The sequence below is a fragment of the Sphingomonas hankyongi genome (genome assembly GCF_023516575.1).
GTDB lineage: Bacteria > Pseudomonadota > Alphaproteobacteria > Sphingomonadales > Sphingomonadaceae > Sphingomicrobium > Sphingomicrobium hankyongi.
This window is the reverse complement of record NZ_JAMGBE010000001.1, coordinates 482,576-495,469: the sequence shown is the minus strand read 5'-3', so window position 1 is coordinate 495,469 and position 12,894 is coordinate 482,576. Positions and strand designations below refer to the sequence as shown.

The following is a 12,894-nucleotide window of genomic DNA, read 5'->3' as shown; positions in this document are numbered from 1 at the left end:
CGCGATGCGCCTTCGTGACCTCGCCGGGGTCGATAGCGATTCCGAAGTGACGGGCTTTGCGATCGACCATCGAAAGGTTGCTCCGGGCAGCGTGTTCGGCGCGTTCAAAGGCGAGGTCTTCAATGGCGAGGATTTCATCCCAATCGCCGTCGATCGCGGGGCGGTGGCGGTGGTTGCCCGGCCTGAAGCCGCCGTTACACGCGTCCCGCATCTCGCCGATGATAAGCCGCGCAGACGCTTCGCCGATCTCGCGGCCAAATTCTACGCGCCTTATCCGGAGACCGTCGTTGCGGTGACGGGGACCAACGGCAAGACCTCAACGGTCGAGATGACGCGCCAGATCTGGCGCATGTCGGGCCATCGCTCGGCTTCCATCGGCACGCTTGGAGTGACGACGTCCGACGACCAGGTGAAGACGGGTTTGACGACGCCGGACATCGTCACCTTCCTCAACAATGTCGCGGGCCTGAAGCGCATGGGCATCAGCCATGTCGCTTATGAAGCGTCCAGCCACGGCCTCGACCAGCATCGCGCCGAAGGAGTTCCGCTGGCCGCTGCCGCGTTCACCAACTTCAGCCGCGATCATCTCGATTATCATGAGACGATGGAGGCCTATTTCGAAGCCAAGATGCGGCTGTTCGAAGAGCTACTTCCGGCCGGCAAGCCCGCGGTCGTCTGGACCGACGATGCCAAGTCCGAAGAGGTGATCGAACGCGCGAAACGGGCTGGTCATGAGGTCCTGACGGTAGGCCGCAGGGGCGAAACCATCCGCCTTGTCGAGCAGGTTCCGACGCCGCTGGGTCAGACTCTGATGCTCGAGCATGGCGAGAGGCCGTACCGGCTCGCTCTGCCGCTGATCGGTGCTTATCAGGCTGCCAACGTCCTCACCGCGGCCGGGCTTGCGCTGGCGACGGCGGGCAAGTGGGACGCTGTCTTCTCGGCGATGCAGCGCGTCGCTCCGGTTCGGGGCCGTCTGGAGCGCGCGGTGATCACCAGTGCCGGCGCGCCAATCTATATCGACTACGCGCACACCGCCGATGCGCTGGACGCGGCGATCGGGGCCTTGCGGCCGCACGTCGAGGGGCGACTGATCACCGTTTTCGGCGCGGGGGGTGATCGAGATCAAGGCAAGAGGCCCGAAATGGGCGCAGTCGCGACCCGCATGTCGGACATCGTCATCGTCACCGACGACAATCCCCGCAGCGAAGACCCTGCGGAGATCCGGGCTGCGATCCTCGCCGGGGCGCCGGGAGCCCTGGAAGTGGGCGGACGGCGCGAAGCGATCGCCGAGGCGGTTCGGCGCGCGAGAGCCGGAGACATCGTCCTCGTCGCCGGGAAGGGTCATGAGACGGGCCAGATCGTCGGAGACCGCGTGCTGCCCTTCGACGACGCGCTGGTCGCGCGGGAGGTCGCCGCTTGAGCGCTCTCTGGACCTCCGAGGAGATCGCGGCGGCGACCGGCGGGATCGCGAGCACACCTTTCGTGGTGAGCGGCGTGACTTTCGACAGCCGCGAGGTCCAGCCCGGAGACCTGTTCGTCGCCATGCCCGGCACGGTCCATGACGGCCACAAATTCGTGGATCAGGCATTTGCCTCGGGAGCGGCGGGCGCGATCGTGTCGCAGCCCGTCAGTGGTCCCCACGTGCTGGTGGAAGACACGTTTGCAGCGTTGCAGGCGCTCGGTCGGGCGTCGCGCGAGCGGACCAGCGCAACGATCCTCGGGGTCACGGGATCGGTCGGCAAGACCAGCACGAAGGAGGCGCTCTACGCCGCGCTGGACCGGTGCCGACCAGGCAAGGTTCACCGCTCGGTTAAAAGCTATAACAATCATACGGGCGTTCCGCTGAGCCTCGCCCGCATGCCGCGCGATGCCGAATTCGCGGTGTTGGAAATGGGCATGAACAATGCGGGTGAGATTGCAGCGCTGACCCGGCAGATCCGACCCGACCTCGGGCTGGTGACGGCCATCGCCCCCGCCCACATCGAAAACCTCGGCTCGGAAGAAGCCATCGCGGACGCGAAAGGCGAGATCTTCCAGGGTCTCGAGCCCGGCGGCATCGCAATCGTCCCGAACGACACGGCACACCGCGATCGTCTGGTGAGGGCCGCGCGCCGTTATGCCGATCGGATCATCACCTTTGGGGGCGGCGACGCAGACGTTCACGCGATTCATGCGGTGGCGGCAGAAGGGGGCGGAAGCCTGATCAGCGCGGCCCTCCTGGAACGGGAGCTCACCTTCACAATTTCGCAGCGCGGCGAGCATTGGGTCACCAACGCGCTCGCAGTGCTCGCCGCGGTCGAAGCATTGGGCGAAGATGTGGCTGTCGCGGGATTGGCGCTCGCCGACATGGCCGGGCTCAAGGGACGCGGGCAGCGCCACATGGTGCCGCTCGAAGACGGCGAAGTGCTCCTCATCGACGAAAGCTACAACGCGAACCCCGCGTCGATGGCGGCGACGCTGAAAAGCCTCGGCGATGAACGCGACGTGGGCCGCAGGATCGCGGTCCTGGGACCGATGCGGGAGCTGGGCGAACATAGCGACGCCCTTCACGCCGGCCTCGCCCCCGCCGTTCTCGGCGCGCATGTCGATCGCCTGATCCTGATCGGAGACGAGATGCGGCCGCTTGCAGAGCAGATCGTCGGAAAGATCGCGCTCGACCTGACCGCGACCGTCGACGAGGCCATCGAGGACCTGATGCAGATGCTCCGGCCCGGCGACGCGGTCCTGGTCAAGGCGTCGAACTCCGTGGGGCTTGCCAAGCTGGTCGAGCATGTGGCGAAGGCGCCGTCATGCTCTACGTAATTGCCGAGCAGCTGGGCTTCCCCGGCGTCCTCAACCTGATCCGTTACATCAGCTTTCGCGCGGGCGCGGCGAGCGCGACTGCACTGCTCATCGGCTTGCTCTTGGGTCCCTGGTTCATCTCCTACCTTCGCGAACGCCAGGGTAAGGGCCAGCCCATTCGCGCCGACGGCCCGCAGACGCACCTCGCCAAGCGGGGAACGCCGACGATGGGCGGGCTCCTCATCCTCATCTCCGTGTCGGTCTCGGTCCTGCTCTGGATGGACCTCAAGAACCCATATGTCTGGGCCTGCCTTCTGGTGACCGCCGGCTTCGGCGCGATCGGTTTCCTCGACGATTATGACAAGGTGAAGAAGGCGCACCATGCCGGGCTCTCGGGGAAGACTCGCCTCGCGCTCGAATTCTTGATCGCCGGTTTCGCCACCTGGCTCATCGTCAAGGAAGGCACGACGAACCTCTATCTACCCTTCGTTCAAGGCCCGGTCGTCGACCTCAGTTGGGGTTACATTGCGTTCGGCGCGTTCGTGATTGTCGCCTTCGGCAATGCCGTAAATCTTACGGATGGGCTCGATGGCCTGGCGACCATGCCGGTCGTGATTGCGGCGATCGCTTTCCTCCTCATCTCTTATCTCGTCGGTAACGCGCGCTTCGCCAATTACCTCGGGATTCCGCACATCCTCGGCGTGGGCGACCTCACGGTATTGCTGCTCGCAGTGGTCGGAGCCTGCCTGGCCTTCCTGTGGTTCAATGCGCCTCCCGCCGCGGTGTTCATGGGGGACACCGGCAGCCTGGCGCTCGGCGGAGCGCTCGGAGCCGTCGCCGTGGCGACGCATCACGAATTCGTGCTCGTCATCATCGGCGGCCTGTTCGTAGTCGAGGCCTTGTCTGTCGTGATCCAGGTGGCGGTCTTCAAGCGCACGGGCAAACGCGTATTCCTGATGGCGCCGATCCACCATCACTTCGAACATAAGGGCTGGTCGGAGCCGACGGTGGTGATCCGCTTCTGGATCATCGCATTCATTCTTGCGCTTGCCGGTCTTTCAACCCTGAAGCTGCGGTGATCACGGCCCGGGCCTTCGCCGGCAAGCACTACGCGGTTTACGGTCTCGCTCGCTCCGGGCTGGCGACGGTCGAGGCGCTGCTTGCCAGCGGCGCGAAGGTCACGGCGTGGGATGAAAATCCGAATGCACGGGCAAACGCAGAATTGTGCTCCTGCGAAGGCAGGAGCCTCGTGCTGGATCCCCGCCTCCGCGGGGACACAGATTTTCGCGAAATCGGCGACTTTGATGCGCTGGTAGTTTCACCCGGCGTTCCGCTCAATCGTCACCCGATTGCGAAGCGGGCGCGGGATGCCGCCGTCGAGATCATTGGCGACATCGAGCTTTTCGCCCGCGCGCGGCTCGAGCTGCCGCCGCACAAGGTCGTCGGAATCACCGGCACCAACGGCAAGTCCACGACGACCGCGCTCGTTCATCATATCCTCGAAACCGCCGGAGTGCCGACGACGATGGGCGGCAACATCGGGCTTCCAATCCTCGCGCAAGACCCGCTTCCGAAAGGCGGGGTCTATGTTCTGGAGCTTTCAAGCTACCAGATCGACCTGACGCAGAGCCTCGACTGCGACGTCGCGGTGCTGCTCAACATCACGCCCGACCATCTCGATCGGTACGATAGCTTCGAGGCATATTGCGCGTCGAAAGAGCGGCTGCTTCAAATGTCGACGGGTGTCACGGTTCGCGGCCGCGATGCGGGCCTTGATCAGAGGAATTGGCCCTCTCTGCAAGGTCCGCACAATGCTCAGAATGCCGCTGCCGCGATCGAGAGTTGTGAGATTCTCGGCATAGGCGCCGGTGAGATAGAGGAAGGCCTCCGGACCTACCCCGGCCTGCCGCATCGCATGGAGCGCATCCGCGAGAAGCACGGCGTCCTGTTCGTCAACGACAGCAAGGCGACCAACCCGACCGCCACCGCTCCCGCCCTCGCGGCCTTCCCGTCGATCCGCTGGATCCTGGGCGGGCAGGCGAAGACCGACAATCTCGACGAATGCGCGCCGCACTTCGGCCACGTCCGCTCCGCCTACACGATCGGCGAAGCCGCTGAGCTGTTCGATGGACTGTTAAGTCCTCACATGTCCGTGAAAAACTGTGGAAAACTGGCTGATGCTGTGCGTCAGGCCGCTGCGGACGCCCAGAGCGGTGATACGGTGCTGCTGTCGCCGGCCTGCGCGAGTTTCGACCAGTTCCGCGACTTCGAGGACCGGGGGGACCAATACCGGTCATTGGTGGAGGGGTTATGATCGGGAGCATCTCGGGCAAGATCAAAGCCAAGGCAGCGTTGATGGACCCCGGCAATTACGGCCGTTCCGACACGTCGCCGTTGGGACGCTGGTTCTGGGAGATCGACAAGGTCCTGCTCCTGCTTGTCGCGACGCTGATCGGCATCGGGCTGATCGCAGTCGCTGCCGCGTCGCCGGCCGCCGCCGAGCGCTATTCGGGCGGCAAAGTCCACTTCTCCGAGCTCTATTATTTCTGGCGCCAGCTTGCGTGGATCGCGCTCGGCGTTCCGGTGATGATCGGCATTTCGATGATGCCCAGGGACCGCGCGCGCCGCCTCTCGCTGTTCGGCGCGGCATTCTTCTTCGTGCTGCTGATCTTCGTGCCCGTGCTGGGGCCGGAGGTGAACGGCGCGAAAAGGTGGATCGAAATCGGCGTCGGCCAGCTCCAGCCTTCCGAATTCCTGAAGCCCTTCTTCGTCATCGCCATGGCCTGGCTGCTCAGCCTGAAGGAGGCAGACAAGTCGCTTCCGGTGTTCCTCCTTTCGGCATTGATCACGGGAGCGGTTGCGGCGCTTCTCATGCAGCAGCCGGACTTCGGATCGACCATCATCTACTGCTGCGTATGGATTGCGATGCTTGCGCTGGCCGGCGTGAGCCTCCGTACGCTGGGTATCCTCGCCGGTGCTGCGGTCGCCGGGGTGATCCTCGCTTATTTCTTTTATCCGGTCGCGACGGTTCGCATTGACGGCTTCCTCTTCGGCGAAGGCGACAATTTCCAGGTCGAGAATGCGATGCGGACGCTGACCGCGGGAGGCCTGTTCGGCATGGGCCCGGGGGGAGGCACCCGCAAGTTCGGGCTCCCGGAGCCGCACACCGACTATATTTTCTCCGTCATCGGCGAGGAGTTCGGGCTGATTGCCTGCCTCGCGATCGCGTGCCTCTATCTGGGCATTGTCGCGCGCGTGCTGATCAAGCTGCTCGACGAGGAAAACAGCTTCGCGATCCTTGCCGCCGCCGGCCTGGTGATCGAGTTCGGACTGCAGGCGCTGATCAATATGATGGTCAACGTGCAACTGGCGCCTTCCAAGGGAATGACGTTGCCGTTCATCAGCTATGGCGGAAGCTCGATGTTGGCACTCTCGATCGGCATGGGGTTGCTGCTCGCCTTCACGCGGCGGAACCCGTATCTGACCCGCTCGCCCTACGTGGTGAGATGGAGCGGGGAGAGCTTAACGGCATGAACTTTGTATTGGCGGCGGGCGGCACCGGCGGGCACATGATCCCCGCCCATGCGCTAGCCGTGGAATTGAAAAGTCGCGGCCATGGCGTGCTTCTCATCACCGATGAGCGCGGGGCGCGCTTCCCCGGCATCTTCGAAAATGTACCGGTTCACATCCTGCCTGCCGGGCGCCTGGGCGGGGGGCCGGTCGGATGGATCAAGGCGCTCGGAGCCGTGGCCCGCGGGCGGGCGCAGGCCAAGCGGTTGTACGGCGAACACCGGCCCGATGCAGTCGTAGGTTTCGGAGGCTATCCGGCGTTTCCGTCCCTGCTCGCAGCGAGTGCTCTTCGAATCCCCACCGTGCTTCACGAACAGAATGCGGTGCTGGGGCGGGTTAATCGACTCCTCGCTGCCGAGGCAGAAGCGATCGGCACGGCTTACGACCAGGTCGATCGGCTCAAGCCCAAATATGGCGCGAAGACGGTGCTGGTCGGCAATCCGGTTCGGATCGAAATCGCGAAACTTGGCGAACTTCCGTTCCCGCCGTTCGACGAATTCGCACCATTGAAAATACTGATCACGGGTGGAAGTCAGGGCGCGACGGTGCTCGGGCAGGTTGTGCCCGAAGGCCTCGGCATGCTCGAAGCCTCTTTGCGCAGGCGCCTGCAGGTCGTGCAGCAATGCCGGCCGGAGGACATCGAAGGTGTTCGCGGCCGCTATGCGGAACTGGGCATTCCAGCGGAGCTCACAACCTACATCGAGGACATGGCCGAGAAGCTCGCCGATGCGCACCTCTTCATTGGCCGCGCGGGCGCTTCGACCATTGCGGAGCTAAGCGCGGCCGGTCGGCCTGCCATCCTGATCCCTTTTGCCGCCGCGACCGACGATCATCAGACGGCCAATGCGCGCGAGATGACCAAGGCAGGCGGCGCGCGCACGATCCAGCAGGCGAGCTTTACGGCCGAAGTGCTGGCGCGGCAGATCGAGGCGATGGCGGCCGATCCTATTGCGTTGAACAATGCCGCCGCCCGCGCACTTTCCGTCGGTCGTCCCCATGCGGCCCGCGACCTTGCCGACCTAGTCGAGCGGATCGGGAACGGGCTTGCCCCAGTGGAAGTCGGAGCGGGACTCACACCTCGCGTTCGCGTTGGAGCTCCTGCGGGGGGCGTCCCCGCATGATGAAGGCCTTGGGCACGGACATCGGGACGATCCACTTTGTCGGGATCGGCGGGATCGGAATGTCCGGCATCGCGGAGGTGATGCACCAGCTTGGCTACACAGTGCAGGGATCCGACGTCGCCGAAAGCTATGTCGTCGAAAAGCTGCGCAAGGAGGGCATAAAGGTCATGATCGGCCACTCGGCCGAAAATATCGGCGAGGCGGCGGTCGTCGTCTGCTCTTCCGCGATTAAGGACAACAATCCGGAGATGGATGCCGCGGCCGAGCGGCGCCTGCCGCGGGTCAAGCGCGCCGAGATGCTCGCCGAACTTATGCGCATGCAGAAGACGGTGGCCGTCGCAGGCACGCATGGGAAGACGACGACTACATCGATGATCGCGGCCCTCCTCGACAATGGCGGCCTCGACCCGACAGTCATCAACGGCGGCATCATCAATCGCTACGGATCGAATGCGCGCCTCGGAAAGAGCGACTGGTGGGTGATCGAGGCCGACGAGAGCGACGGCAGCTTCCTTCGGCTCGACGGCACGATCGCGGTCGTGACGAACATCGATCCCGAACATCTCGAGCACTATGGCGACTTCGACAAGGTAAAGGACGCGTTCGTCGAGTTCATCGAGAACGTGCCTTTTTACGGCCTCGCCGTCCTGTGCGTCGACCATCCGGAAGTGCAAAACGTCATCGGCCGAATTCGCGACCGGCGCATCGTGACTTATGGCTTCTCGGCGCTCGCAGATGTCCGCGCGGATAATGTCACTCCGGTTCCCGGGGGTAGCAGGTTCGATGCCGTCATCCTGGGCAAGGACGGCGAGCGCCGCACTGTTGCCATCTACGTGCCGATTCCCGGCCGTCACAATGTCCAGAACGCGCTCGCGGCAATCGCGGTCGCATTGGAGCTTGGCATCGCTGACGACGCGATCGTTGCAGGCTTCGAGAAGTTCGAAGGCGTGAAGCGGCGTTTTACCCATGTCGGCGAAGTCGACGGTGCGATGGTCATCGACGATTACGCTCATCACCCGACGGAGATACGCGCCGTGCTTTCGGCGGCGCGCGAAGGCGCCGAAGGGCGGGTGATCGCCGTGATGCAGCCTCATCGCTACACCCGGCTCGAGGCGCTGATGGAAGACTTCCAGAGCGCGTTCAATGACGCAGACGTCGTCTTCGTCGCGCCGGTGTATCCGGCCGGCGAGGAGCCGATCGAGGGCGTGGATTCGGCTTCTCTTGTCGAGGGCCTGCGCGCGCGCGGCCACCGCATGGTCCGCGCCGTGGCCGACCTTGGCGAGTTGAGCCGGGAATTGAGGGACCTCGCCGCCGAAGGCGACATGATCATCTGTATGGGCGCGGGTGACATCACCAGGTGGGCGGCGGCCATTCCGGATGGCGTCCGCGGTGCGAGGGCGACTAAATGAGCGCCGTCGCAACCATGCCGGCCGTACGCGGCAAGCTGACGCCGAACGCGCCGCTGGCGCCGCTTGTCTGGTTCAAGAGCGGCGGAAGTGCGGAATGGCTGTTCGAGCCGAGCGATGCCGAGGACCTCGTTCAGTTCCTGCGGCAGATTGAGAGCGACATGCCGGTCATGGCGCTCGGGCTCGGGTCCAACCTGATCGTGCGCGACGGAGGAGTTCGCGGTGTGGTCATTCGACTCGGCAAGCCTTTTGCGAAGATCGAGCGTGTGGATGAGGTGACGTTGCGCTGTGGCGGCGGAGCCAGCGGTATCCTTGTCTCCTCCACTGCTCGCGACGCCGGCATCGCCGGGCTCGAATTCCTGCGCGGCATTCCAGGGACGGTTGGCGGTTTCGTCCGCATGAATGGCGGCGCATATGGCCGCGAAGTCAGCGACATTCTCGTTTCGGCAAAGCTCGCGCTGCGATCAGGCGATGTAGAGGAATGGCCGGCCGACAAGCTCGGTTACACCTATCGGCACAGCGAAGTGCCCGAAGGCGCCGTGGTCCTGGAAGCGACCTTTCGCGGGATCCCCGGCAAGCCCGACGCGATCGGCGCGGAGATGGATGCCATCGCGCGAGCCCGCGAGGAGTCGCAGCCCCTGCGCAGCCGGACGGGGGGATCCACGTTCAAGAATCCGCCTGGTCACAAGGCGTGGGCCCTCGTCGACGCGGCAGGATGCCGCGGACTGACAATCGGCGACGCACAAGTCTCGGAAAAGCATTGCAACTTCCTGCTCAATCTCGGTAGCGCAACCAGTGCCGACATCGAGGCATTGGGCGAGGAAGTTCGCCGCCGAGTTAAGGCAAAAAGCAACATCACTCTCGAATGGGAAATCCAGCGGGTCGGCACGGAATGAACAAGGATTTGCATGTCGTCGTGTTGATGGGCGGCTGGTCTTCCGAGCGAGAAGTGTCGCTGACGAGCGGCCGCGGGGTGGCGGAGGCGCTGCGCGAACGCGGTTGGACCAATGTGACCGAACTGGACATGGACCGTGATGTTGCGTCGCGGCTGGCGGAGCTGAAGCCTGACGTCGTTTTCAACGCCCTCCACGGAACGCCAGGCGAAGACGGGACGGTGCAGGGCATGATGGACCTGATGGGCCTGCGCTATACACATAGCGGTCTCGAAACTTCAGTCATCGCCATCGACAAAGAGCTGACCAAGATGGTGCTCGTCCCGCATGGCGTCCGCATGCCCGAGGGTACTTTGGTCGACAGTGAACGCCTGTTCGAGCGTGACCCGATTGCGCGGCCTTACGTTCTCAAGCCCGTCAACGAGGGTTCGTCGGTCGGGGTCGCGATCGTCACCGCGGACGGCAATTACGGCTCGCCGATCGGCCGCGATGTCGAAGGACCGTGGCATCATTTCGACCAGCTTCTCGCCGAGCCCTTCATCAAGGGGCGCGAGTTGACTGTCGCGGTGATCAACGACGAAGCGCTGGCCGTCACCGAGCTGAAGCCGGTCGCCGGCTTCTACGATTATGACGCGAAATATACGGACGGGTTGACTGTCCATGTCTGCCCCGCCGAGGTCCCTGACAATATCGCCGGATCAATGATGGCCATGGCGGCCAAGGCCCATCGCCTGCTTGGCTGTAAGGGGGCGTCGCGATCGGACTTCCGCTGGGACGATGAGCAAGGGGAAGCCGGCATCTACCTGCTCGAGGTGAACACACAGCCCGGGATGACGCCGCTGAGCCTCGTCCCGGAGCAGGCGAAACTCAAGGGCATCGCTTACGGCGAGCTGGTCGAGCGGCTGATCGAGGAGGCGCTCAAATGAGCGCCAGCCATGTCCGTCGCGGGGGCGGCGCGCGCAACAAGACGCGCAAGCCGGCCAAGGTCACGGTTCCGAAGAACATCGCCAAGAAGCTGCCCGTAGACCAGGCCCGGGCCAACAAGCTGGCTGGCCTGACCTTCGCAGCTTTCATGCTCGCTATCGGCGTCGTAGTGCTGGTCGCGCTCGACGTTCCCGCCAAAGCCGAGCGTTCGGCCGCTGCCGCCGTCGGGCGCGCAGGCTTTATCGTCAACGGGTACCAGATCGTCGGGATCAATCGCATGGACCGCCGTTTGGTCGATGAAGTCGTGACCGATGAATTGCGTCGCGCAGCGGAGACGACTGGCAAATCCAAGGCGCCGCAGCCGCTTGTGAACGTCAGCGCGATCCGCGATCGGCTACTGCAGTTCGGTTGGGTGAGCGACGCCCGAGTGTCGCGGCGACTGCCCGACACGCTGGTTATCGATATCGTCGAGCGCACGCCCGCAGCACTTTGGCAGAACCAGGGGCAGCTTGCCTTGATCGATGGTGAGGGCGTGGTGCTGGATCGCGTTCCGATTTCGAAGATGCCCGACCTGCCGCTCCTCATTGGGCCGGGGGCGAATGCGCACAGCCAGGAGCTTGACCAGCTCATGGCGGGGGTTCCGACCCTCAAGCCGCAGCTAGCTTCCGCCACATGGGTCGGCCGCCGTCGGTGGGACCTTAATTTCCAATCGGGCGAGACCATTGCCCTCCCCGAAGGGAACCAGGCGGCCGGTGCAGCACTCCAGAAATTCGCGAAGATGGACCGGTCCACCGGGTTGCTCGGCCGCGGAATCCTGCGCTTCGACCTTCGCATCCCCGGCAAGATGATTGCACGTCTGCCGCGTGCTCCCGGCGAGCCGATTTCCGGCGAAGACGCCGCGAACAAGGGCTGAGGACGACGAGTTGGCCCAGCCGAGCGAGCAAGAGGTAATCGCGGCACTCGACATCGGTTCGTCGAAGGTCAGCGCCTTGATAGTCACGCGCGGCGATGATGGCCGGTTGACGGTGTTGGGCACGGGACAGCGCGAGGGCCGCGGCGTCAAGCGCGGATACATCACCGACATGGCAGCAAGCGAGTTCGCAGTGCGCGAGGCAGTCGAGCTCGCCGAGCGCATGTCGGCGGTGACGGTCGACGATGTCTGGGCGAGCTACGGTGCCGGCGGCCTTGTGAGCGATGTCGCAAACGTCGAGGTCGAGCTCGGCGGTCATCCGATCGAGCAATCGGATATCGATGAACTGATGGGGGCGGGCCGGCGGGCAATCGACCGCAATGGGCAGGTCGTTCTGCACGCTCACCCAGCCCTCTATACGATCGATCGCGCGCAGGGCGTGCAGCAGCCGATCGGCCTTTTCGCCAATCGGCTCGGCGTCGACATCCACGTCATCGCTGCCGATCCTGCTCCGCTCAGGAATATCGATACGGTCATCCGCTCGGCGCACCTGGGCGTCAAGGCGATCGTCGCTTCGCCGATTGCGGCAGCGCTTGCGTGCCTCAGCGAAGAGGAACGCGAACTCGGTGTGGCGCTGGTCGAGCTTGGTGCCGAGGTGACGAATGTGTCCGTGCACTTTGGCGGCATGCTCGTCGGTCTGCGCTCGGTAGAGCTGGGTGCTCGCGACATTACCAACGACATAGCTGCGGCTTTCGCTGTGCAGCGGCGCGACGCGGAACGGCTCAAATGCTTCTACGGCTCTGCGATGACGAGCCCGCGCGACAATCATGAGATGATCGAAGCGGCGCAGATTGGTGCGGAGCCCGGCGCCGAGCCGATGAAGATCACGCGCGCCCAGCTGATGATGGTGATCCGCCAGCGCGTGGAGGAGCTGACCAACGAGGTTGAGGCAGCGCTGAAAGGCCTCGGTTTCACCGGGCCCGTAGGCCGGCAGGTGGTGCTGACGGGCGGCGGGGCCGAGCTCAAGAATATCGCGGATTATATGCAGGGTGTGCTCGGACGTGCAGTTCGCGTGGGCCGGCCGAAGCAGATTACCGGCCTTCCGGACGCCCACAGCGGCCCGGCTTTCTCGACGCTCGTTGGCCTCGCGTTGCTGGCCGGCTCGGGGACTGGCGACATTCGCGACATCGCGCTCGGTCCGATCGCCCAGCGCAGGCAGGCCACGGGGATGTTCGGCCGGCTGATCAGCGCCATGAAGGGCGGCTTCTGACGGCGCGTGGAGCAAGGCC

11 protein-coding genes are annotated in these 12,894 nt (G+C 64.4%); all 11 read left to right on the top strand.

All coding sequences use genetic code 11. The features are described 5' to 3' along the window. Positions 1-4: 4 nt before the first annotated feature. Genes LZ538_RS02580 through ftsA form a run of 11 tightly spaced genes read left to right on the top strand, consistent with a single transcriptional unit; the run spans position 5 to position 12,875 of the window. Entirely contained in the window at positions 5-1,420 is a 1,416-nt protein-coding gene (locus tag LZ538_RS02580) for a UDP-N-acetylmuramoyl-L-alanyl-D-glutamate--2,6-diaminopimelate ligase (RefSeq protein ID WP_249830430.1), read from the top strand. Continuing rightward, positions 1,417-2,802 (top strand): UDP-N-acetylmuramoyl-tripeptide--D-alanyl-D-alanine ligase, encoded by a 1,386-nt coding sequence (locus LZ538_RS02575; RefSeq protein WP_249830429.1) that lies wholly within the window; start codon positions 1,417-1,419, stop codon positions 2,800-2,802. Before LZ538_RS02580 ends, LZ538_RS02575 begins: the two co-directional genes overlap by 4 nt. After that, positions 2,790-3,860: a phospho-N-acetylmuramoyl-pentapeptide-transferase gene (mraY, locus tag LZ538_RS02570; protein ID WP_249830428.1), complete on the top strand. Its 1,071-nt coding sequence runs from the start codon at positions 2,790-2,792 to the stop codon at positions 3,858-3,860. Before LZ538_RS02575 ends, mraY begins: the two co-directional genes overlap by 13 nt. After that, entirely contained in the window at positions 3,857-5,095 is a 1,239-nt protein-coding gene (locus LZ538_RS02565) for a Mur ligase family protein (protein ID WP_249830427.1), read from the top strand. The genes mraY and LZ538_RS02565 overlap by 4 nt, the downstream gene beginning before the upstream one ends. Continuing rightward, positions 5,092-6,315 carry an FtsW/RodA/SpoVE family cell cycle protein gene (locus LZ538_RS02560; protein ID WP_430741939.1) on the top strand — a complete coding sequence of 408 codons (1,224 nt, stop codon included), beginning with the start codon at positions 5,092-5,094 and terminating at the stop codon, positions 6,313-6,315. Before LZ538_RS02565 ends, LZ538_RS02560 begins: the two co-directional genes overlap by 4 nt. Beyond that, positions 6,312-7,472 carry an undecaprenyldiphospho-muramoylpentapeptide beta-N-acetylglucosaminyltransferase gene (murG, locus tag LZ538_RS02555; RefSeq protein WP_249830426.1) on the top strand — a complete coding sequence of 387 codons (1,161 nt, stop codon included), beginning with the start codon at positions 6,312-6,314 and terminating at the stop codon, positions 7,470-7,472. Before LZ538_RS02560 ends, murG begins: the two co-directional genes overlap by 4 nt. Further along, positions 7,472-8,881, top strand: a complete 1,410-nt coding sequence (gene murC, locus LZ538_RS02550; protein WP_249830821.1) for a UDP-N-acetylmuramate--L-alanine ligase — start codon at positions 7,472-7,474, stop codon at positions 8,879-8,881. Before murG ends, murC begins: the two co-directional genes overlap by 1 nt. Then, positions 8,878-9,774, top strand: coding sequence for a UDP-N-acetylmuramate dehydrogenase (gene murB, locus LZ538_RS02545; protein ID WP_249830425.1), 897 nt, complete (start codon positions 8,878-8,880; stop codon positions 9,772-9,774). Before murC ends, murB begins: the two co-directional genes overlap by 4 nt. Then, complete coding sequence (locus LZ538_RS02540; protein ID WP_249830424.1) at positions 9,771-10,697, top strand: D-alanine--D-alanine ligase; 927 nt, start codon at positions 9,771-9,773, stop codon at positions 10,695-10,697. Before murB ends, LZ538_RS02540 begins: the two co-directional genes overlap by 4 nt. Next, positions 10,694-11,608 carry a cell division protein FtsQ/DivIB gene (locus LZ538_RS02535; protein ID WP_249830423.1) on the top strand — a complete coding sequence of 305 codons (915 nt, stop codon included), beginning with the start codon at positions 10,694-10,696 and terminating at the stop codon, positions 11,606-11,608. Before LZ538_RS02540 ends, LZ538_RS02535 begins: the two co-directional genes overlap by 4 nt. 10 nt (positions 11,609-11,618) lie before the next feature. After that, positions 11,619-12,875 (top strand): cell division protein FtsA, encoded by a 1,257-nt coding sequence (ftsA, locus tag LZ538_RS02530; protein WP_249830422.1) that lies wholly within the window; start codon positions 11,619-11,621, stop codon positions 12,873-12,875. Positions 12,876-12,894 lie beyond the last annotated feature (19 nt).